Consider the following 23,480-nt stretch of genomic DNA (forward strand, 5'->3'; position numbering starts at 1 on the left):
ACGCCGGTCATTGGTACGAGATCCGGCTCGTACACCATCATCGTGGACGTAACCCTGCTTCATCAAATCCCAGTGGAGTATCAATAGTTCGGTAGCAGAACTTGCAATGTAGATTGCAGTCCGACCAGCACTCCCAGTGAAGCTTCGAGAGACCGATCCGCTTGAACGCATCGCGACATTCATCGAGTCTTTCCGCAGCGGTATCTTCTTCGCAGACAGCACAGTTCACCCCAGACGAGCTGTTCATCGTCTCAATCGATCCGCTATGACCGCTACTGCATGAGGAACTTGAGGCAGATAGTTCGACACCAAGCCCGCGGCAACGCCACCTGTAAAAGCAACGAAGACTGATGTTGGATCTGCAAAGATTACGGCAGCAGCAAACGCTAGTGCAACAAGAAGCGGAAGCCACGCTTTTTGGAAGAGACTTATCAGAAAGCCAAATGGTCCCGGGTCGCGTGCCCGACGCCACGCATCTTCAAAAAGCTGTTGAAATGCAAGCGCAAGGTTCGAACTTGAGTCCGACCGCACCTCGACCATCACGCCCTGGGTGCTCCGCTGCGAGACAGGATCGTAGATGTCAAGCCTTACCGTTCGGCCGTCGATGCATGCGCTGCTCGCAAACCATAAATCAGATTCACGACCTGTTAGTCTAACGTGAAAGTTGTCAATACCCCTAGCGTTTTGTCGCCAACCTTCGATTCGATTTTTCGCCTCGTCCCTCACTGCGTTGCCCCTAATCTTAGCTGCGAGGCGCGGTGTTGCGAGCAGTAGGCGAACCTCAACTCCTGTCCTCGCGACCGCCTGCATATCTGCCACTTGTGCGAGTCTGGGTGTCGTGTTGATCATCGGAAGGAGGATTTCGTGGGTTGCACTTCTAATTTTCGCCCCGAAGGACTCATATACACCGGGGGAATGCATTCGTCCGAGAACCGCGACAGCCGGCTGGTTCTGTTCTCTTTGCGCTTCCAAGTCGCGCTCGAATGCCGGGTCACCAAGGAATGATGCCAGCCTCGCAGGGAAGTCTGGTGGCGAGGTTAGGTGCACTATTGAATCCGCAGCTGGAACCTCGACTATCCACCCTCGCCGTCGGGCGCTCGCTAGGGCGGACTCGGCAATTCCCGGCGCGGATAGTCCAGAATACTGTCTGACCAGGTCGATCGTTTCTGACTCTGGCCGCGCATGGCCTCGCGTGTACATTGCAATGGCAACGAGTGCTTGCGCGTTCTCTACGCCGGCCGCGGCCAAGCGGTCTGCCAGCTCTGCCTCTCGCGCGGTTATAGCGCCCGCCGAAACCATAGACGCACCCCCTCTCCTTAGCCTCGCCTAGGCATCGCCGCGGCATGGAATGGCTCGGGGATCTGAGTTGCCCCGGACGTCAAGTTATCAGCCATTTGAATTGGCGATGGTGAGGTCGAACGAAGGGAGGGAGCATCTTGGCCGGCGAATCCATCCCAGACAAAGAACTCGGGCGCGGCACCGACACCCTTTTCCGGCCGGTGTCTACCTGCGTCCGTAGAGGCGTGCATCCTGTCTACTTGGTTGTCCGTCGCCGATGCCCGGAGGCCGCTGTCCCAGAATCGTTCGTTACTGGGGGCACCGGACTGTGAGACACCGGAGGGGATCGGAGAGTGGGTCACGTTGGGGTCGGTGTTTGGGCTCGACTGTGGGCTGATCGCCCATGACAGTGCGGCATTACGAGAACGCTCGAACGGCTTTCCGTGATCTCGTCCATCAGACCGAAGTCGGCGATTTGACAGGCCGAGTTGGGCAGGGTCTGCGAGGTCGCACGGAACCTCACCGCGGTGGCCGCGGAGTGAGCGGATGGCGGTGAATGTGCTCACGCTGGTCATCCAGGTGGTCATCGGTGCGCTGACGGTGTCGGGAAGCTACGTCGCGGCCCGTCGTGGTGCGCGGGAAGCCGAGGTCCGCTCGCGGCGTAAGGAGGTGGTGGCGCCGGTTCATCTGGGCCGCTGATGCGAGCAGCGACGCCGACGCAGCGTGTCGGCAGGCGGGGGACATCGGCAGGCGGGGACATCGGCAGGCGGGGGACGTCGGCAGGCGGGGGAAGCGGTAATAGACCACCTGTATAGCAGCGCCCGGGTTTTTGCTCAGCCCGACCGATCCGGAACATGGTCGGTGCCGCCAGTCCCGGTGCAGCGCTGTGCAACACCGACAACGCTGCACCATCCCCAGCCACACGAGAACAGCCGACGAGGAATCCTCGGCCAGCGCCACCGCGAACGCCACCACCGTCACCACCGCGGCGGAAACCCCGACCAACGCGTAGAACGCCCCTCCATTTCCCAGGTCGGCCGCCCGCGCGTATCCGGCATAGCCGCTAGATGAGAAGAGCCCGAGATCCTCCTCGCCCTGGGTACGCACCCTTCGATCTACGACCAGCCAGACGCGGAATCGCCTACCATTGAGCCGACGAATGGCCTCACGTCCGTGCGCCTGGTTGTTCCATCGAAGCAATCGTCAAGGAGCTTAGTCATGGCGTTTGAGATCGGGAGTATCGTCGCTACGCCTCTCAACCCACGCCGCGGTGAATCAACCAAGTTCGAGGTCTTCGATCCGCAGGGCCAGGCCCTCGAAGGACGTGCCGATGTGCGGGTTACGCTCAACGGTGTGCCGGGCGCGTTGCAGTGGCTGCAGTTTGTCACGAGTGGTCGCCACACCGTCGTCGCGCAGGCTATCAGCGGCAGCACCCGCGACCAAAAAACCATCACGGTCATCGTCGGCACCGCGACAGTTGCTTTCAAGCCAACCGCGACGGTTGGTGACAACGCACAGCTTGCTCTAATGCGACTGACGCAGTCGCAGACCAATCCTTACGTCGCGACGTTCACGCTCGGCGCGGAGTTTGGTCACGGCGCGATGGAGCCGTCCCGGATCTACCGCATCCGCGACCGCCAGCTAACCGTGATCGCGAGTCCATCGCCTGTTCGACGCCTGACATCGACTGAACGCAGCGCTGCACTCCGTCGCATCCGCGTCACATCGCCGATGATGAGGAGCCCGCTCGGGCGAGAGCTGGCGGAGGCCTCGACCGCGCGCGATGCGCTGTCCGACCACGTTGGAATCCGCACAAGGACCGGCCGTCGCGTCGAAACCAACATCCCCGACCTACGCTCGGAGTTGATGGACTCGGTGCTGGACCGAGTGCGTGAAAGCATTAGAGCGCGCTATCAGTGGACGTTCGGCGACGGGACGACCGCCGTCACCAATGTTCCGTACGTCACCCACGACTACTTTCACCAGATGCGGCGGCACACCGCCGACCCCGCTCGCTTCCACGTCACATGCAAGGTCGATCACGAAGGCATCGAGGTTAAGCGGACACTTAACCTGGTGTCGGCATATGGACTGTGCAAGTCGCGCGGCGTTATCGTTCCGCACATTACGTCCGACATCTACGCACACAAATCGTACATCTGGTTCACGGCGTCGATGACCATATACAACGTCGAGGCCACTCCGCTAACGCTCAGCCGTCAGGCGATCGTGCCAATGTCGGAATCGCCAACCGCCAGCTCAGCGCCGACCAGATTCGGAAGGCTCAGCACGCCTATCGTGTTGGCACCGAATTCGTCGACGGTGATCTCGTTGTCGACGCGGATCGGCGCGTCTGTACCCACGGAGGCAGCCGGCTTCACCGTGTACTACGCGGGCACCGCGGTGGACGGCACCCCTGTGCGCGTTAGCTCTATTTTCGAGGTGCCGTTCGCCGAGCGTAGCGAGACCTCGCTGCCGAACTGGGGGACGCTGGTCGCAGCCTGGCCGTGGGAGGAAGTGATCGCCGAGATCGAGGCAGGGAGAGGGGAGCTTAGGCCGCGAACCCTTGCACCGCAGGACGTTCAGGTCGACATGTTGACCGGCACGATCGCTATCACCTGGAGCGGCCTGCGCGATGTTGCTGGCATGCGCTGGAGCCGCGCGGCGACCGATCGCGTTCTAGCCTCGCGATTGGCCCCAGCGTATCGCCGCAACCTCCCGGTCGACGAGCCGCCGCTCAGAGCCCCGAGGACCGCTAGCGCGTCAGCAAGCGTGCGCGGACTGCACGACTTCGGAGCACTGCCGCCTCGTACGCCGGGCGTTGCGGCTTTTCCTGGTGTTGTTGCGCGGCTACCTGGTCTGGTTGCACGCCTTCCTGGTCTCGTCGCGGCGCTACCCGGTCTCATTACGGGTCGTCTTACGAGGTCGATCAAGGAAGGCGAGTTCTGCGACCCCGACAATCTCACCGAGGCCGACCTCGCGACCGCAGAGTCCAAGCAGCTCGTATGTCAGCTTAGGGGCGACGTCGCTACCGTGACGATGCCTGGCCGGTTCATGAATGCGCGTAAGGGCGACGTGATCCTGTCACCGGGCGGCACTGGCCTGATCGGCAATTTATTGCGTACGGTCACCCCCGGTCAGATGTACAGTCACTCCGGCATCATGACGCGCAACTACGACGAGCTGACGCATTCGACCGCGAGCGAGGAGCTACTCCTTGAGTACTTCAAGAACCCGGGGCCGGCTTTCGTCCTGCTAAAGACGGCGATCAAGTACATGTGGCCTGGTGTCGTCAAGCAGCCGATCGAGGCGGCGGTCAACGGGGAGAACTATACCGATCCAGTGACCGGAGAGACCTACTCGATTGCGTCGTTCTCGGCGCACGCGGTCGGCGTGACCCATAACGGCCAGTTCGTGATGGTGCCGCCGCTGGTCGTCAAGCCCGATCCCTTGCAGGAGACCGCCGAAGTCCGCGCCAAGCTGCACGATATCGCCGATGCCGCAAGCGCAAAGGGCTACCGCCCCGGTGGCACACCAAAGAGCCACTACCGGCTGTTCTGCTACACCGATCCGACGATCGGGCAAACTGCTACGGCGCCCTCCAGCGCGGGGTGGGCGGCGGGAACAGTCCCGTCGGTGTGCTCGTCGCTGATATGGATGTCGGCCAAGTCGAAAAAAGTCCATCTCGAGACGGATCAGGACACAGTATTTCCCAGCGACCTTGAGCAGAAAGACATCGACGCAGGCGCTTTCGTCAATCCCGGCACGCCCGACGGCCTATACACCTACACGGCGGACGAACGGCAAGCGGCCGGCCAATGGTTGTACGACACGATTTACAGCGAGGTCTACGATGAGGCCGGTTGGGCCGGCGAGTTTATAACGGACGCCGCCGACAACAGAGCAACTCTGCTATGCAACACATTCGCCAACGACGACCCAGATACAGACTCGGAAGCCTGGCGCAACCTGAAAGATGCCAACGCAGTCAGTCCCGACAACATCCTCTGGTGGGATGGACCGTCCGAAGGCGGCCTGTACGGCTACGCGGAGCCGCTGATCTATCGTGAGCCACGGAAAGAGCCGTATCCCATCAACGTCTGGACGAAAGTCGTCACGCGCGGAGCCATCACCGGCACCGTGAGGGCGAATGGGGCGCCCATTTCGGGCGGCAACGTCCGCGTGTACGAGGGCAAGGATGACATCACCGAGGCGAGCGGCAAGTACAAGCTCGGCGACGTGCCATTTGGCAAATACAACCTCGTCGCGTCTAAGGTGATCGACGGCATTTACTACTCCACCAGCAAGGTTATCAACCTCACTGCCGAGAACATGATCGTAAATCTCGAGCTGCAACCGCCGGCCGACGCCTTCCGCCTCGCTGCGGTGTACTTTGACTTCTGGGGCAAGGACTTCGAATATTACGAGTCCAACGTGTACACCGATCCCGGTGCCGAGCTGGTCATGATCGAGCTGGGACCGGATCGTCTCATGAACTCGTTCAAACGCGAATACAAATGGGGCGGGGAGTTGCGTGCGGAGTACAAGTTCACGCTTAAATTGCTGGTCGGCAACGTGGTCGACGTCCAGATCGACTGCAAACTCTACGAAGGCACCGACGACAGTACCGACGATCTCGACGGCAGGGGCAGCCTGTCATTCCAGGTACCGATGAATGAGACCGGCGGCGGCACACTAAGCGTCCTAAACACCGCTGAGAACGAAGGGGATAGGGCAGTTCTGACCGTTTCAGTTAAGAACGAGCGGAACAACAACTGATCGCTTCGTTAGCCAGAGCTTGTAAGCGACCTGCGTCGCTGGAAAGCCCACCGTTTAGTGGGTCTATGCGCTCGCCGCCTTCGGGAGCGACGATCCCACCCGGGATGACGGCGACGACCCCGCCGAAATCGCTCGGGAAGCCACCCGCATCGAGACAGCCCTGCGCGAAGTCGACTGGTTCGCGCTCGGCTGGTAGCACCGCCGGTTCCGCGACAGAAACCAGAAGCCCGATACGCTCACGCCCCGAAAGGTCGGCGGCGCTCGTGTGGATCCTCTCCCCAGAGGCCGCACACGACGCCGAGACCCAGGATCGCGCCGGGGCACAGCACTGCCAGCACCCGTCCTGCACGTACCTGACCTCGACCTCTCTGGTCCTGGGCACGCATCCAGTGTTGTCCCGGGTGACACGAAACCTGGAAAGTGACACGCGAGTGACATGAAATTTGGAAAGTGACACGGTTTTGCGGAACCTACAGACGACCTTCCGGGCAACCTGCGACGGTGGCGGTTCCGTGTCACTTCTGGTTTGTGCGCGGTTGGTGACGAGAATTCCGCTTCCCGCACCGTCTCCCGGAAAACCCCACCTCAGCGCGTTTTTCGTGTCGAAAACGTGTCGGAGGGTGCCGATAGCCTGCCCCACATGACGATCGACCAGGGCCTACGTCCCCGCAAGCTGCCCGCGGCTGCTGTTACCGACGACGCCGCGGTGTTTCCGGATCTGCCGGAGGCGGCGGCGGCGCGGATCGGGCGATCGATAGCCGAGTCCCGGTCCGAGGGCACCCGCCGCACCTACGCTTCGGCGTGGCGACGGTTCGAGCACTGGTGCATTACCCAGGGGCACACCCCGTTACCGGCGCACCCGGCGACGGTGGCCGCCTACCTCGTCGACGCCGCCGACACCATCGGCCCCGACGGTATCCGGGTGTACGCGCCGGCCACCCTGACCAAATGGGTGGCCGCGATCGCCTATCACCACCACCGCACCGGCCGCGAGTCCCCGACCGGGCAGGAGATAGTGCGCGCCACCCTGTCCGGGATCCGCCGTGACTACGCCGCAGTGGGGGACCGGCCCCGCACCCCGCGGGCCGCCCTGCTGACCACGGACATCGTCACCATCACCGCCGCCGCCCGGCACACGGTGGACGGGTGGGCACACGCGGTACTCGAACGCCGCGACAGCGCGCTGATCCTGATGGGATTCGCCGGCGCGTTCCGTCGCAGCGAACTGGTCGGCCTGGACGGCGCCGACGTGAGCGTGCACCGGCACGACGGCGTGCACGTGCAGTTGCGCCGGTCGAAAACCGATCAGGAAGGCACAGGGACCGTGCGGGCGCTGCCGTTCACCGACCGCCACGACAGTTGCCCGCCCTGCGCGTACGTCCGGTGGGCGCAGGTCGTGGCCGCGTTCGACACCCGAGGCCGCCCCGGCGTGATCCGGCTCCTCACCACCGCCGAACCGTTCGAGACGCACGTATGCCGGGGCACGGTCCCACGCACCACAGCGCGGGCGCCGCTGTTCCGGTCGATCCGTAAGAACGGCAACCTGTCCGAGACCGCGCTGTCCGGGGCGGCAGTGCACAAGGCGATCCGTCGCCGCGCCGAACAAGCCGGGTACGACGCCGCCCTGGTGAGCCAGCTCGGGGCACACTCGCTGCGGGCAGGTTTCGTCACCCAGGCCTTCCGCAACGGCGCCGACGCGCACGCGATCATGCGTCAGACCGGGCACACCACACCGGAAATGGTCGAAGTGTATGCCCGGGAACGCACCCCGCTGGTCGGGAACGCCGTCACCGTCCTCGGGCTGTAACCGTGTACGCCACCACACCCGGCATTGGTGCTGCATCACTGCGCCTCGCTGTCCGGGATCGGCACGTCTGGGCGCTGTTCACGGACTGGTGCGCCGCGACCGACCAACCACCGATCCCCGCCACACCGCATCAGCTGGCTCGCTTCCTGCACGACAACCCCGCCGCGCCGGCCACCCAACGACGTCGGGTCAGCGTCATCAACACCGTCCACCGCAGGCAGGGACACCCGGCACCCGGCACGGATGAAGCGATCCGCCGTGCCCTCAACGCCACGAGAGCCGCCCGGCTGAAGCGCAGATCAGCTCTCGTCGCCGAACGGCTTACGCAGATTCCTGTCGCCGGGTGGCCGGTCGGACTATTCGGCCGCCGTGATGCCCTCATCCTTGCCCTGGCCGCGTCGGGCATGGGTTTCGAGCAAATCGCCCGGCTGCGCCGCCGGGACATCACCGCCCCAGACGATCGCAGTGCACCCCTACTGCTGAGCGTCGATCGCGAACCAATCGACCTGCCCGAATCACCCGAGATACCCATAGTCTCGATCTACCGGGAGTGGACCGAGGTCCTGGGATTTCTCGACCAGAACCACGGCACTCGCACAGTCGCCCGGCACTTCGAAGCCGGCCGCGACCTCGCCGGCTTCGACGCCGCCTACCGCACCGACGACAGACCGCTGCTGACCCCGATCAACCGCTGGGGTCACACTCCGCTCGCCCCGGCGCCGTTGACCGCACGCGCGATCACCGCCATTACCCAGGCCCACCTGTCCGGAAAAGCACCAGCACACACCCTTCCGCCACGAAGGTCGCGGCCGGACACGGCGCCAGACATGCACTCGATCGACGGGGACCCTGTCCTCGATCCGCACTACTACGAACGGGGGATCGAGGCCCGCCGCAGCGCCCACCGGGACTTGACCGACGTCACCGACCTTCTCGACGACATCGAAGACCGCGCCGACCAGCTGTTGGCCGAGCTGGCTTCCATCCTTGACGGCGTCACCTGAGCACCCCCTGCCGCTCAACCGATCGATATCCTGTGGTCGACGGACCAGAGGAAGCCCTGACCCGAACGGACGATCCGCATGGACATCAATGAGCGGTTCTACGACGACAGCAACTTTCTGCCGATCGGATCGCCCATGCCAGCCCCCGCGGAGCGTTGTTCCGTAGTCGGCGCCCAGCACCACCGGTGTACTACTCAACCAGCTGAAACTGGGAAGCGCCGACCGCACGACGCAATCAACCGCCATCGCCGAGTGGCTCCGCGATCACACGCCGTCGGCCGGCCTCATCCGCAGCTTCCGCCGTCGCGGTTTCGGCGATCTCGTCGACGGAGGGAAGGACCCGCAACCATGAGGCGAACGGGCGATCGCGAGCCGCTCCCGTTGCGCAACAAGATGTTTCCGAGCCAACTCGAGAAGATGTGGCCATCAAGGGCTCATACGCTTGACGGAGACCCCCAACGAAGGCGGAAGCGATGGACGATCACTTTTTGGACAGCTACGAGTTCGACCGTTACCACGATCAATTCCAACGGGACCTCGAGATCCACAGTCTGAACATGAAACTTCACGTGTCCGAGGAAGGGCACTGGCTCGATAAAGGCCGGAAGATCCTGCCCTGGAACGCAACCTTCTCTGTGCTCGGGGGTATTTTTCTGATCATCCAGCTCTGCAACTGGGGTGAAGGAGCGTGGTGGCTGTTCGGTATCATCTGCTCGGCGATCTCGTATGTGTTCGCGTTCATGCATCTCCGGGTCATGAAGAAGGCCGGGGCGGCGAGTGATGCGTTCCGTGCTCTTGAGCCTCCTGCGAGCTTGCGTGCGTTGACGGCCGCGATCGATGCACAGATCGAGGAAGAGGACAGGGTCGCTGCCGAGGCGAGAAGGGCGAGGCGATGGTGGCGCCGGTGAGGTCACGGGCTTCGGTGGTCGACCATGCCGTTCTCGAATGTGCGGGTATGCCAAGGCCAAAACGAACCCGGAAGCTGAGTGCCAGAAGGGAGAAGCCGGTTTCCGCTGGATGGCGCTTGCTGACTCGAGGCAGTGCCGCACGGATTGGTGACCGATGGGTACAACTGCCAGCCCTGAACGTGGAGGAGCCAGCGATGCTGGAGGTGGAGGTAGTCGAACGTGGTACGCGCAAGGGGAATGGTCCATCGTTGCTCTTCGTCCACGGTGCGTGGCACGCCGCTTGCGGAATCAGTGGCAGCGCGTGCAAGCAGCGCCGGTTGCATCGATCGCAAGTGGGCAAACGCGGCACTCTGGGCAGATGTATCGGTTAGCTGAGGTACGGGCCCAGCAGGGCGAAGACAATGCATCCTGCCCAAAGATGCGCTCCACCCACCCCGGCCCTTTGATCTCCGGGTTTAGCAGTTGCTGTTCAGGCTCGATCATGGGGATCCTGGCCTGACAACTACCGCAACGCTCATGTCCCCATCGAGCCCCGCAGGATTGGCATTCGATCATGAACACGTCATCGGCACGATGAAGTCGGCGTGCCTCCGAAGCCGCAAAGCACACCGGGCAGCTCAGCAGGGGTAAAAGGAATGTCGTTGCAAGGTCAATCGAATTGATGACTTGCGAGATGTGGTCGCCGAAGTCTCTCTGCCATCCGGTGCCACGAGCTGCAACAGCAAGGTTTCGTACGACAGCCATGAGTCGCGTCTGCTCGGAGGTCACAAGTGGACGCCTGAGTTTCAGCGTGTTGCCAGTTCGATGGAACAGGGGTGAAAGTTTCGGCTCGTCGATACCAGAGGATTCGAGGTGGTCTACCAGCCGGAGGGGCATCGGCTGATCGCCCAAGGTAAGCGGCGGGGGGTAAGCCAGCAGCGGCGGAACTCGCACCGCGAGAGCAACACCTCTCGCGACACGCTCCAAACTTGTTGTTTCGAGGGGCGATACCGGCACACCGGTCAGCAGATACCCGCGCCCCAGAGAGTCGTCCTTGGCCGAAGCCATCGCTCCGGCAACCATCCGGTCGGGGTTACTGCGAACGTCGGTAGACGATGCGAGGAAGACGACTATTGTCGGGCGGTCAGCCGCAGCTTGCAAGTCGCGCCATCTCTGACCGATTGCAACATGGTCATCTTGAGGACCCACCACGTCAAGAAGCGGAACGATCCGGATGGTCGAATCATGGCAGCCGATCGTGAGAACCCCATCGGTTCCGCGGATCAGGTTCGCCTCCCCCCAGATTCCTTCCAGTTCAACACCTTCACCCAACATCGGCAGCGAGCCTGATCGTGACGTGAACCCAAGGCCGCCAAGAGCACGAACTACGAGACCGAGCACATAGTGGTCGAATGCCGTATGGCGACGTGCCAGGCGATCTCGTCTCGCGTCAGGTGTCTCCGACGCGATCTCGGGCCGCTCGTAGGTGGCCCACACGTCTCCTGCGGCACGGTAGTGGCGATCGTTGTTGATGACGTTTGTTCGTCTCAAACTGCGGTGACCGGTCACCTTACCTAGAAGGAGCCGGGAAAGGGTGCTGCCCCTTAGCGACTGGACCCAAGCGGCGAGCTTATCCAGGGATTCAAGGGTTTTTGCGGCGCGGAGGTGTGATGCTGCAGCTTTCAGCGCGTCGTCGCCCCAGAACGAGTACAGTCGCTGAGTCCGGTGGTAGGTTCCGACGTGCTGAGCCTGGTTCAGGTCTGAGAGATCGGATAGGAGTCTGCGAAGCTTGCGGATTCTCGCCAGCAGCGCGGACGACAGGATTGGGTGAACCAACTCCGCAACCATGCGATTCTCGTAGAGGTTGGCATCTTCGACACGAGTGACTGCCAACGCACGCCGAGGCACTGGACCGGCAAGGCTTCTGCCCGCCCAGTCCTCGGTGTGCGCCGCGAGCCGTTCGAGCGAGCGACGGGCAGGCCGCTTCACTCGCGAGACGGGAAGAAGTTCAGATCGCTCGCCGAGCCGAGTGATGAATCGCTCCGTGATGTGGGCGATCGATGGCAGTCGTTCGATGAGGAGCTTCTCGCGTTCCTCGAGGTCGATCGTGTCCTCGTCGTGATCGGCAAGCAGCGGGGCGCCGAGAAGTGCTGCCCAGGAGCCGGAGGTGACTGCCTCAAACAGCGATTGGCTCAGGGAGCTGAGGGCGTCGAGATCATCCGATGTTGCCGAATCCCGCGACCGACTTCCGGTGGCGGGATCGAGTAGCGGACCCACCCCGGAAGCCCATCGGCCGGACCACCCCGTCCGCTGCGGCGACGGCAGCCCCGAGACGCGATCTCGCTCGGGGCTCACGACCCGAACCCTCCCCGGAGCTTATTCGACTCACTACGAAGCGCTTCGAGTGTCTTGCTCGGGCGAGAGTGGGACTGCAACTGATCCCAGTGGAGTTCGATGTTACCGGCGAGGGCATCAAGGTCCTCCGGGCGCACGCCAAATCGGTCTTCCAGTTTGCGCACCAGTTTCGTTGCCACCAAGTGGTCCACGGCCTCCGTCAGATCACCTCCACCAGCAAGTACCACAGGCACGAACCGATCGATTTGGCGCTCCAGTCGGTTACCCCAGCCGACGCCGAACTTCTCGAATTCCTCCCGCAGGCCAGACCTGAGGAAGTCCTTTACTTGGGCCACATCTTTGGTGTGGTTGCGTGTTGCTGCCATGAAGGCTTCGTCGAGAAGTTCGAACGAAACGGGGTCTGCTGCTCTGCCTGGGTTCGAGGCTTGGAATGGAACGTGCATCGACGGGAGCACCTGGACGTGTGCTCGGTCGTACGTTTTGTCGGCGAAGGCAACGGTGGTCTCGTCGTGGTTTGCGGTTCCCACAAACCAAACGTTCTTCGGTAATGGAAGCCGTGACCCTTCAAACATCTTGGGCAAATGGGGAATCTGGCTGGTCAGGAGATCCAGATAGCCCTGCGCCGTCGACGAATTCTCGAGTAGTGACAGCATGACGCTGAAGTACTGCTCGGGATGGGCAAGATTCATTTCGTCCAGCACGACGACCATCGGGCGATCCGCATTCGCAGGCAGCAAGGCTCGGTACAAGGCCTTGGTGAACTCGCTTTCCGCGAAGCGTTTCTCGAATGCATTGTAGTAGCCGAACAGGTCATCCTTGTCTCGCCACCCGGCTTGGACTTCGACGATCTGCACGGCAGCGTCGCCGGCTAGCGCCTTGAAGAACTCGCGGGGCAGACTTGTCTTGCCTGTTCCCGAGATGCCTTGTAGCAGGTGAAGCCTGCTGGAAGCGAGGCCTGCAAGAAACAGGCGGACGTCCGACTCGGAGTAGTAGAAGCTCGTCGTCGGATTCGCTGCCATCCGGTTGCGAAGTTCATTGACCAGATCGGCCAACGTGCCGAAGCTGCGACTAACGAGTTCGCGTGCGAGTGTGGCGTCCGCATCGTAGCCTGAGCAGGCAGGGAACGGATTTGTGGAACTCTCCTTGGCCTGAAGTTCCTCCCAATCGCTCTTCTGTTGAGCTATGGCTTGGCGGAGGGTCTCGCGTTGAGAGGCGAGCGCATCACGCTCGTCTCGCAGCACCTCAAGTTCGCCCACATTGACCAAGTAGCGGCGAAGTTGGGAATCGATCTGGTCATACCGACTCCGCCAGTGTGCGGCCTCACTCTCGGCGTCCGTGACGCGTAGCACCTTGCTGCGCAGATCAGATACTTCGTCCTCGGGAGGTCTGCGGGCCAGTTCATCCTTCTTGATCCGCAACTCTTCGGACAGCTCTTCGATCCGGCGCTTCATTCCATCGGGATCGTCGCCGAACCGTGCCAGCTCGTTGCGAAGCTGACGGACTTCGTTGTCCTTGCTAGCGGCGCGAGCGCTCGCCGCATGGAGCTGGGACTTGGTGTCTTCGAGATCATCTCGAACGAGGGTGACCTGGGTTTCTACTTGGCGCTGCACTACGGAATCGAGCGAGGATTCCTTTTTCTTCAAGAACTCTGTGGTGGAGGAAACCTCCACCTCCAGCGCCCGCACTTCGGCTTGCCGTTTTCGGAGGGATTCCCAGTCCGTGTCGAGCTGCGCTCGCTCGAGAGTTAGACGCTGGTGTTCGGCGGCGGTGGTCTCCACTGCTTTCGCCTTGAGTTCGGCGCCCCATGTCGCGGCGTCGATGAGCATCGTGTCAATCTTCTCCGAAACTTCCTTGGTGGTCGCTCTCAGCTCGTCGACGAATCCTGCCTTTGCGGCCAACCGCTGTGCTTGGAGGTCTTTCTCGGCGGCGGCCAGCTCAGCCTCGCGGATGGCAAGCCCGGATTCCTGTTCCTTGATCTCCAATCCTCTGGCTTCGAGCTCCGCCTCTTTTTCGGAGAGTTTCTCGCGAGCTCGCTTGTAGTTCTCGCCCTGCTGCTTGACTTGGTCGAAGAGATTCCTCACGCGGGTTGCCGTAACAGCGCTAGTTTCGGGTTCGACGGGAGGAACCTCATCGAGGACGTCGATGGGAACCTCCGGGAGCGCAGCGAGGCCCTGTTCGACCTCGTCGACCTTGCGAGCATTCGCCTCTTCGGTGCTCGGCCGGGTCACCAATACGGCGTCGCGCTTCGCAGCTGTGCGCTGAGGGCTCGCGCCCCGTCTAGCTTTCGCCTTGGACATGCCCGCCCTCTTCCCTGTTCAGCAGGAGTTGCCCCACGTTCACAATCTGTTGCGCCAGGTCCACCACCTCCTGCGAGGGGGAACCACTGCCGACGATGGAATCGTATCGAGCAGCTGCGACAGATAGTTCCCCGAGGCGTGGATCGCCTGAATATAGGCGAGTCGCCAGAAGTTCAAGCACCTTGCGCCGGCAGTCGGACCGAGGTCCCGCAGCCCATCGCTGTGCGATGGTTGGACTCAAGGTGAAGCGCTCAGCTACCGCCCTGCTCTGCTCGTCGGTCGGCGACTCGATCACGGCTGCAAGGCCAGACTGGTACCGGTACTCGTCCACCCAGCGACCCAGGATCAGGTCAATGAGGCCCGTCAGGCGTGCGGGGGACACGGTCCGGAACTCGCCAACACGGAGAAAGCCGAGCGTGTCAGAAAGTTCGACGAGCGCGAGCTCGAGTGGTGACCGCTGTGCTTTTTCAGCGCTGAGCGGCACACCTCTGGCCCACTTGGCGACCGACTCGTACCGATCGACTGCGGAGTTCAACAGTCTTCCCAGGCTCAGCTGCGGCGAGTCCTGCGTGGTGAGCACCGCAAGGCCGCTCTTGTCCTTGGTGGCCGGGCTGACGACCAAACAGGGTTCACCGGAACTGATCACGGCCGTCCGCTTCTGCGCATCATCGGACCAACTAAATCGGGCTAGTTCATTCGCAGTGGGCCGCAAGTCTCCCGTCTCATAGGTGTCGAGAAGCAGCGCATCGATCGGCGTCCTGCGACCGGCGGTTCCGGTGTTGAATCGCCCCCTGAAGGATCCCGAATATCGAATCTCTAGTGGTTCGATTTGCTCACCGGGTTCTGGCCACAACTCTCCCGTGGCCGCGTCTCGGTAGACCCACCCGACGGTCGACCTCAAGGCTACGATGCTCTGCCCAGACTTCGCCGCCTCCAACCTTTCACGGTCGGCAGTAGCAAGCAGGTGGCGAATCAAGTCCTCCGGAAGTTGCAGAAGGTCCGCGATTCTGGATGCATCTCGCTCGCCGGCCTGTCGAATGCGCAGGACAGTGTTCAAAATGATATCGGGTTCAATCCGCTCCTGGTCCTCAATGAAGACGCGCCATCGGGTTGCCGGAGTGAGCAGCGCATGTCGAAATTTCCCTGGCCACTCTCCTAGTAGATACGCCGGAAGCCTCGTGCTATCGCCGGAAGCCATCGGCGCCTCCGGTCAAGGCATGGAATGCGGCCAACGCGGGAACTGCCTCACTGCCCTTGTCAGAGGTCATGTGGCCGGCATCGCCAACGACGATGAGAAGCCTCTTCTGTCGACTCATCGCGACGTTCAAACGGTTGGGCAGGACCAGGAAGCCGAACGGGTTCGACCGGCGCGACCCCTGCTTGCTGGATCGTGTTGTCGAGAGGTAAACGACGTCGAACTCCCGACCCTGGAAAGCATCCACAGTGCCGATACGCACTCTTGGGAGACCTCTGGACGTGTAGAGCCATGGCGAGGCAGGGTTGATCACCCACTGGTTCTGGTTATTTTTGACCGCTAGTCCGGCGTCTGACATGCGCTGCCAAATCTGGTCGACTTGTCCGGAGTAGAAGGTGATGACCCCGAACGTCAGCTCTTCCGACTGCCGCAACGCATCGCCCAGCTCTTCCACGACGATCTGCGCCTCAGCGGGTCGACTGATGCTCGTTCCAGCGCGTTGTTCTGGTCCGGCCATGAACGGTACATCGATCCAACCGCAGGCGGCGTTGCCGTACTTGGCGAGACCGTGAGCGAACGACCCCGGCTGATTGATGCCGTTCTCCAGACACTCTCCAAACGGCTTGTAGAACTGGTCACTGATAAATCGGCCAAGAGTGGGGTGGGTACGGAACTGCCGATCGAGCGTGATGACTCGCTTGTTCCCATCTGTACGCTCAAGCTGCTGCAAGGTCGTGAAGAGTCGCTGGAACATGGACTGTCTGAGCGTGTCCTCGACAACGTTGGTGTCATGGCGCGCCGAAAGCTGCGGGAGCAGTGACTCATCCAACAGCTGTGGCAACTGCCGGTGGTCGCCGACGAGGATGATGCGATTCATCGCCAGGCTCATCGGGATCATCAAGTCGAGCGGGTTGGCCCTGGCGGCCTCGTCGAGGATTACGGTGTCGAAGAATCCCCTGTGGGTCTCACGCATGGCTCCGGAAGCGGACTGCTGACACGTTGCCGCGAGGGCTCGGGAATGCATCTGGAGCGATTTTCGTACGGCTCCGGGCTGGTGCGCGACCGCATCCCGGTAGTCCTCGACAGCGAGGTCGATGTCGCTGGTGGATCTGCGCACTTCCTTCTCCGTCGAGTCGATGGCACGTTTCAGGAGCGCTTCGACTTCGGGTCGGGTCGCCACGATGCTTGATGCCGCGCGGGCGTTCATCACCCTGTCGAGGAGCACCGATTTCACGATTGCCATGCGGGCGGACGCCGTGTGTGGATCTGCGGCGGTCGCCGCCTCGTCAAGCATGGATCGCTGGCGGTCGTCCAGTAGTTGCCTCACTTCGGTATTAAGAGCAGCGTCACGCGCTCGCTCCCTACCATCATCTTCGAAGCTCGCAGGCAACGCGCGAAGGCTGCGCGCCAATACCTCGACCTTCCGATGGCCTGCGGTTGACCCCCCGCCGCCCAACTCCCGCTCGACCTTTCTCGCTAGTCGCCTTGCCGTCCCGGAAACCGTGCTGTCCGTCAGTTGAGTGCTTGCCGCGAGCCAGACCAACAGATCGACCGTGCCCGGAACATCGAATGGTTGGGTCCGGTAGGCAATCAGTCTCTCGCGCAGTTGTCGCAACGTATGCAACAGCTCACTTGGCTTTTCACCCTGGTAGCGGTGTTCCAATCGCTGTTGGAGGTCAGCGGCCCATGCATGGAGGTATGCATCGTCTTCGGTGCCTCGATGCCGAGCGCCGATCTTGACCGGAGGAAGAGCTCCATCGTCTGCAGCCTGGATGAGGTTTTCGACGGCATCGTGTTGGTAGCTGGCAAAGAGAACTCGCTTGTTGCTCGCCAAGTGGCCCTTGCTGAGCTCCGCCAGTCGGGCTTGTATGGCTGCGATGACCCTGGTCTTGCCCGTGCCGGGTGGTCCCTGGATCAGAACCACGTCCTGAGAGTTGATGGCGAGATCGATTGCTTCGACCTGCGCTGGTGTGGGTTCGCCCCCAAGCAAAGCTCGCGCCCGCGCCGACAGCGGCTCGTGACGTTGAATTCTGCCGACAGGGTCGGGGCGCTTGCCGGCAAGAATCAACGACAGTTGGCGTGCAGGAGCAGTCCTTGCCAGTGAGATTTCCTGCTGTGCTTTTTCGCGCCGACCGATGCGTATGGAGTCCGTCGTATAAACGCCATAGATCTCACCTTTGGCAGGGATGTCGCCTCTCCTGATTTCGCGTTCGGGCACGAGAACCAAAGTGGCACGTCCAGTCGTCCGAGCGTCACCGATGACGAAGCCGCGGTCGTCCTTGCTCCTGTGCTGGGAGGATGTGTTTGTGTGCCCGCTGCTGTCCTCGAGGAAACTTCGTGTGAGCGAAGCTTCTAGGCCGACGGTGTCGCTACCTATGCGTTCCAACAGGGTGCTGGTCTGGCTGTTCTGCACCAGGTCGAACTCGATCGTCCCGTCGCCGAGGATTTGATACCGGTCATATTCGGCCCACCCGATGTCTTCTGCGGACTCCTTCGCGGCCTTCTGCTCAAGTCGGCTGTACTCATTCCAGATGGCGAGGAACGCGTTCTCTGCAGAAGACAGCCGCTTTAATTCTTCGCGGTCTTCCGTGCTCACAAGACCGACGCGTGTGTGGTCCTTGATGTCGATGCGTCCTCGCACCACGATCAGCCTTCGGTTTCGATTCCTAGGCGTCTGGGTCACTCGTGCCACGAAGAGCCGACCATCTTCGAGGCAGATGTCCGCGACGATGCCCGATCCAACGACGCGGAAACCGGTCTCGTTGAACTCGCCCGCACCGGTAGCAACAACAGTGACCTCGTCGTTCGAATCAAGAGTCAGCTGAGCCTTGAGCCACGCCACGACGTTTTCCGACGAATCGTTGCGCCGACGGTATCGATTGACATCTGCGACGGTGCGATCGTCGACGCCTACTTCTCGTGGCTCCGACCAGTGTTCCACGCCGTCGTATCGCAGAACCTTGAGGTTCACTGCTGCCGGCGCCAGTTGCGTGGGATCGCCCGTCGACAGAAGCTCTGCGACGTACGCGCCGCTCGCAGTCACGTCAGCAAGCCAGTCGACATCGTGAAGTCTAGGGGGTTCGCAAAGCAGGGCTTCGCTTTCTCGCCGAACAATGACACCGGTCGGTGTTACATCAACGCTGACAAGGGTTCCAGACTTCAGGGTGACGTCCCCTAGGGGGAGGAGACTGATCGCGCGCTCATCGGAGTGCGCAAGGCTCTCAAACTTCATGTCGCCTCGACGCAAATGATCCGGAGAGTACGCGCCGGCCTTCCTTCCGTTTCAACCCTGACGCGGTACTCCTTCCTCCGCTCGGGGTAGGGGATCCGCTCTACCCGCTTGCCATCTCCGTCGGTGACGTGGACACCATCCCGTGCACCGAGTTCGAAACCCTTGCCGACGGGATTGAACGTGAGAAGGGTATCCTTCGAGGCGTATCCCCCCCAGAGTTGACGCTCACCCACTGGCGTGGGGCGATCGCGAGATAGCACGAGAGAGTCCCGCGCTTGAGGGTCGACGTCCGCCCACTCGGTCTCGCCCCAAGCAGGAAACACGGTCGCCAAGATCACCGGAGGCGTCTGTCGGTTGCAAGCCGGGCATCGAGGCAACAAACGGAAGTAGCTCCATCCACAACCGTCCGCGCATTCAACGACATTGTCGTGAGCAAGCCACAGCGCATCTCGCCATTTGGCGGCTCCTGGACGCACGAGTGGGTTCAGCTTCCCAGCGCCGAAGGTTTCCCGGAGCAGTTGCTGCATTCGTCCGCTCAGAGCTAGGGGGAACAGCTTCGAAGGCAGGCTCTTGCTGGGCAGTCGATTCGAGTCGTCGGAGAGATCGCCGACATAGGCCAACGCGCCCCTGTTGATCGCCGCTGCTGCCTCGTCACCGTCAAGACCGTCTGCGGCCTGACCTTCGAGCGGATGACTGAGCACTAACATTCGGAAGCTCAAGATTGCCAGGGTGTAGGCGTCGGCGAGGGTCGATGGCGGTGCCTTCTTGGTGACTCGCTCCGGGACGGCGTAGCCGGGGAAGCCAACAATCTCCCACTTCGGGTTTGCTCTGGAAGTGAGGTTGTCTGTATCGATAAGCCAGGTCTCTTCTCGACTGACATCGTCCGAGACCATAACGTTGTTGGGGTTGAGGTCCACATAGGCAAGACCCCGTTCGTGCAGGGCAGCGAGACACTGCGCGACATTGGCTGCCAACGCCAACCGCCGCCGAAGTCCTCCCGTGTTTCTGTACCAACCGATGCCGCCTGTCTCCCGTAGCCCGAATTCACGGGGCAGATAGGGCTCAGCGAGGGGGTTCATGTCAGCAGCGAGAGGCATCAAGTACCCAGAGCCACCATCGCGAATCAGTGAGATCGGTGCCGCGATCTGAAGACCATCGAGAGGCAGACGTCTGACTTCCTCGATTCTCGCGAGGTCGCCTTCACGTTTGAGGAGTTTGATGGCAAAGCCGGGCTGTCCTTCCACCCGATAGACGACGCCTTGGGCACCAGGTTTGCCGATCGTGTCGCCCAGCACGTACTCGACCCCGGTGTCGTCGCGTACGCGGCTCCCGGAGCGAGCATCAGAAGGCATCGTCTTGTTGCAGTCGCGCAATTGATTGCTCGGATACGAGCTGAGACTTCACATCTGGGTCGAAGATGGAGAGGGTAACTTGGGTCACCGTGTTGGTGACCCACTGGAGGAAGTTCCTGATCTCGGCTGCCTCGCTCGCTTCCCTTACGTCTCCGCCGGACGTGAACCTTGCGAGCAGGTCCCGGTCAGCATCAGCGCCGACGGCCAACGCGAACCGGGACGACTTGGAGCCACGATCGCTCTCGATCAATGCTTCAAGCTCACCGGCCAGTGCAGGTACAGGGAGACCGTCGGAGACGAGCGCGATTGTGGGTCGGTAAGCCTTCGAGGAGATCTCGTCCCGGTTTTCGATGAGCTCACGTGCGAGTGTGAAGGCGTGCCCCATCGGGGTCTTGCCACCAGCCTTCAGCGGAGTGAATGCAGTGTTCGCCACCGGAACGTTCTTCTGGATCACGCCGGCGGCTTCACCACCGAATGCGATCAGAGTGAGCGTGATGAACCCGTGGCCGGCATCGACCGATGCGAGTTCCTTGATCATCTCCGCGACGCTGTCATTGAGGACGTCGATCTTGTCGTCCTGTCGCATGCTCCCACTGGTGTCCAGCAGGAGGATGACTGGGAGGGTCCTCGCCTGTACGGGCTCGATATCATCAAGCAGAGACATTTTCAGTTCCCTTCGACTCGCAAGAATGGTGGCGTAGTCAGATCAGGTTCGTAGGTGCCGCGCGGCCGCTTCTTGCCCGAGAGCCTGATCGTCAGTGCTCCACCGGCTAGGGTTAGGTGCTCGTTTGGCGCCAGGGCCTGTTGCACGCACTCCTGCAATTGGGCGGCTACCCCGTCGTCTCTGACGATGTTCGTGCCATTCTTGGATCCCAACTCCTCCACAAAGATTCGCCCGCCGTTGTTAATCAACTTGAGGTGGTCTCTGCTGACCTTGTTGGCGGCTGCGTCCTCCAACACTTCACGGACGTCGTACCGGCCGATGTCGCGACCTCGACCCACGGTGAGCTCGGAGCGCTCGGGCACCGGAAGCCTGTCGACTTCATCATCACCTAGGAGTAGCACTATCTCCTTCGTGCTCTCTCGGAACCCCAGTCGACTTGCGGGAGCCGAGCAAGCCGGGCACACGACCCGGCCGTCGCGAATGGCAGGATCTTCTTCGATGACCGCCTCGCTTGCCCAGTGACAACTGCTTGTGGTGCATCGCCACTCGTACTTGAGTGCGTCCCGGGCCTCTCGGGTCTTGAACCCCTTGGGGGTAAGGTCGGCTTCCTCGATTCGCCAGGACACCTCCATGGCCGGAATAGGGGCGTAGTCGAGCCGCTCGAACCCAAGCGTGCCATCACCTACGACTGGCTTCCAGATGCGGTCCGTACCTTGGAGCCAAGGAAAGTCGCGCCGGTGGTCGCGAAAGAGGTCCGTGGTCAGGACGGAAGCGGTGTCAAACTGTGTCGCAAGTTCGAGCACTTCTGGGTCAGCCCAGGACACCGAGCGTGCCATGCGCTTGCGTTTCCACTGCGACAGGCCACGCTTTCCAGCCTCGTCGAGCTTGTAATAGAGGCTGTTGTCAGCGACCCCGTAGAACCGAGCTTGGGGATCATGTTGCTTCCGCCAGACCTCAACCGCGGCTTCCACCCAACCCCAGTTGGGGTTGCCTCGGAGCAGCACGATTGGTGAGAGGTCGATGATGACGCTTGGCGCGGGCGCCTTTCCCCAGGACTGCATGCTGTCATCATATTGACGGAGTCCGACACTTTGAGTCACCAGGGGATGGGCGCGCTGTCGGCCTTACTCGTCGTCCTCCTTACCATCGCTACACTCACCGCCCTGTGAGCCACGAGCGGCGCTTCCCCGCGATGGGAATCCTCGTCCTGGTCGTCCTCGGTGTGGCCGCCGTCTGGATAGTTCTGTCCATCGCCGAATTCGTTGGGCTGTTCCGCCGCAAATAGCGTTCTTTCGCCACTCCGATGTCATTCGTGCGAACGACACCAAATCCGCCGATCGGGAGCGGAATCGCTATCCGGTCAGGTTGGCGAAGGGACGTTTAGCGTGGTCCGCGGAGAACTCGGCGATCATCTGGCGCTCGAGGATGCGAGCGTCCGTGTCCGCGGTGGGCTTCCACCCAACGACCAGATCCTCGCTGTCGGCGAGTTGCCAGATATAACGTCCGCCCCAATGGCCGACTGGCTCGCCGGTCCCGTGCCGGCGGTACTCGTCGAGCCTCTTACGGAGGCCTCGGCGGCCGGTAGCTCCTCCATTTGCCTTGCCGAGGTACATCACGGGCGAGCCCGGAATCCAGGCGTCCTCCAACGAGGCGACGGGAACCGACGGATCCTTCCCCTTGAACCGGCCGGCCGGGCTCTTCTCCAGAAATTCCGGATCCGTTTCGGCCACTCGGATCACCACGTACACACCGGGATCAGTGGGAACCTGCGCCGTCGGCAACTCGCTGAACCGAACGAATCCCGCAAAGCCCGCGTCTATCAGGGCGTCCTGTGTCCATTTCACGATCACCTATCTTGCCCATACCTTCTGACGGGTTCCCGCTGTGTGCAACCGGGCGCAGCGGAATTTCGCCTGGCTGCGCAACTGGCGGCGATCCCAAGAGCTCGCCGCCAGCGAGATGGCGTGATTGGCCTCCCGTGCCATCACCCCGTCTGTCCAGCTCGGAACTGACGCGCTCGGAGACCTTCCGCAGAACGTCCGTGCTTGGTTGGCATCCTTGGTAATGCCTCCCCAGGCGACGGGCAGTCCCTGATCTGAGGGGCAGCCGGATCTGTTGATGTCACGAGAAGAAACATTCAAACGATCGATACTCGGCGTTCGATTCTTCTGGTTTGATGCCAGGAGACGACCGCCCGGAGAATCCGGCGCCCGGAGCGTCTGCCGAGACGGCTACGGCCTCGGCGGGCCTGCGAGCATGGTGCTAATCCGGCGGGTTGTCTGGCCCTGGTGTCGGTCGGTGGCGGAATTGTTGCGTGATCACTGCCTCCGGCAACGGGAATGAGCGGAAACATGACGACCAGAGGACGATACGCATGCTGCGACCTGCCTTCCACTCGCGCGGTCTGCGACGGCTCGCGACCGCCGTTTTCGGTTGCACGGCGCTCCTCGCCATATCCACTGCGCCTGCGGCGGCCTCACCGTTTCCGTGGATTGACAGTCTCTCCTCCGCACCGGCGCCGTCCGGTCCCAAAGTCAATCTGAACGCTTACTGCGATGATCACGCCGCGGTGGGGGGTCAAGTCCAGGGAGGTGGTGTACGACGTCGTCGCGTGACTCCTCGTCGGGTAA

The 23,480-nt window shown here is 61.9% G+C and carries 14 protein-coding genes; 5 read left to right on the top strand and 9 right to left on the bottom strand.

Annotated features, from left to right (window positions below):
* Nucleotides 1–243: 243 nt before the first annotated feature.
* Complete coding sequence (locus tag QM806_RS39760; protein WP_283294957.1) at nt 244–1,047, bottom strand: hypothetical protein; 804 nt, start codon at nt 1,045–1,047, stop codon at nt 244–246.
* A gap of 777 nt (nt 1,048–1,824) precedes the next feature.
* Between QM806_RS39760 and QM806_RS39765 the strand changes: the two genes are divergently transcribed.
* From QM806_RS39765 to QM806_RS39785, 5 genes are all read left to right on the top strand, one after another.
* Nucleotides 1,825–1,977, top strand: a complete 153-nt coding sequence (locus QM806_RS39765) for a hypothetical protein (RefSeq protein WP_283294958.1) — start codon at nt 1,825–1,827, stop codon at nt 1,975–1,977.
* A gap of 519 nt (nt 1,978–2,496) precedes the next feature.
* Nucleotides 2,497–6,057 (top strand): hypothetical protein, encoded by a 3,561-nt coding sequence (locus QM806_RS39770; protein ID WP_283294959.1) that lies wholly within the window; start codon nt 2,497–2,499, stop codon nt 6,055–6,057.
* A 640-nt stretch (nt 6,058–6,697) separates the two neighbouring features.
* Nucleotides 6,698–7,864: a site-specific integrase gene (locus tag QM806_RS39775; protein ID WP_283294960.1), complete on the top strand. Its 1,167-nt coding sequence runs from the start codon at nt 6,698–6,700 to the stop codon at nt 7,862–7,864.
* Between the two features lie 2 nt (nt 7,865–7,866).
* Nucleotides 7,867–8,868: a site-specific integrase gene (locus QM806_RS39780; protein WP_283294961.1), complete on the top strand. Its 1,002-nt coding sequence runs from the start codon at nt 7,867–7,869 to the stop codon at nt 8,866–8,868.
* A gap of 473 nt (nt 8,869–9,341) precedes the next feature.
* Nucleotides 9,342–9,776, top strand: coding sequence for a hypothetical protein (locus QM806_RS39785; protein ID WP_283294962.1), 435 nt, complete (start codon nt 9,342–9,344; stop codon nt 9,774–9,776).
* A 288-nt stretch (nt 9,777–10,064) separates the two neighbouring features.
* Here QM806_RS39785 and QM806_RS39790 read toward each other — a convergent pair whose 3' ends face one another.
* From QM806_RS39790 to QM806_RS39825, 8 genes are all read right to left on the bottom strand, one after another.
* Nucleotides 10,065–12,110: a hypothetical protein gene (locus QM806_RS39790; RefSeq protein WP_283294963.1), complete on the bottom strand. Its 2,046-nt coding sequence runs from the start codon at nt 12,108–12,110 to the stop codon at nt 10,065–10,067.
* Nucleotides 12,107–14,407: an AAA family ATPase gene (locus tag QM806_RS39795; protein WP_283294964.1), complete on the bottom strand. Its 2,301-nt coding sequence runs from the start codon at nt 14,405–14,407 to the stop codon at nt 12,107–12,109. Before QM806_RS39795 ends, QM806_RS39790 begins: the two co-directional genes overlap by 4 nt.
* Nucleotides 14,388–15,605 carry a hypothetical protein gene (locus QM806_RS39800; protein ID WP_283294965.1) on the bottom strand — a complete coding sequence of 406 codons (1,218 nt, stop codon included), beginning with the start codon at nt 15,603–15,605 and terminating at the stop codon, nt 14,388–14,390. The genes QM806_RS39795 and QM806_RS39800 overlap by 20 nt, the downstream gene beginning before the upstream one ends.
* Nucleotides 15,589–18,834: a DEAD/DEAH box helicase gene (locus QM806_RS39805; protein WP_283294966.1), complete on the bottom strand. Its 3,246-nt coding sequence runs from the start codon at nt 18,832–18,834 to the stop codon at nt 15,589–15,591. Before QM806_RS39805 ends, QM806_RS39800 begins: the two co-directional genes overlap by 17 nt.
* Nucleotides 18,831–20,129, bottom strand: coding sequence for a protein kinase domain-containing protein (locus QM806_RS39810; protein WP_283294967.1), 1,299 nt, complete (start codon nt 20,127–20,129; stop codon nt 18,831–18,833). The genes QM806_RS39805 and QM806_RS39810 overlap by 4 nt, the downstream gene beginning before the upstream one ends.
* 46 nt (nt 20,130–20,175) lie before the next feature.
* Nucleotides 20,176–20,850 (bottom strand): vWA domain-containing protein, encoded by a 675-nt coding sequence (locus QM806_RS39815; RefSeq protein ID WP_283294968.1) that lies wholly within the window; start codon nt 20,848–20,850, stop codon nt 20,176–20,178.
* Between the two features lie 2 nt (nt 20,851–20,852).
* Nucleotides 20,853–21,911 carry an FHA domain-containing protein gene (locus QM806_RS39820; RefSeq protein WP_283294969.1) on the bottom strand — a complete coding sequence of 353 codons (1,059 nt, stop codon included), beginning with the start codon at nt 21,909–21,911 and terminating at the stop codon, nt 20,853–20,855.
* 291 nt (nt 21,912–22,202) lie between these two features.
* Nucleotides 22,203–22,694, bottom strand: coding sequence for a hypothetical protein (locus QM806_RS39825; protein WP_283294970.1), 492 nt, complete (start codon nt 22,692–22,694; stop codon nt 22,203–22,205).
* Nucleotides 22,695–23,480: the final 786 nt, after the last annotated feature.

This window comes from Rhodococcus sp. IEGM 1351 (genome assembly GCF_030056875.1).
Taxonomy (GTDB): Bacteria; Actinomycetota; Actinomycetes; order Mycobacteriales; family Mycobacteriaceae; genus Rhodococcus_F; species Rhodococcus_F opacus.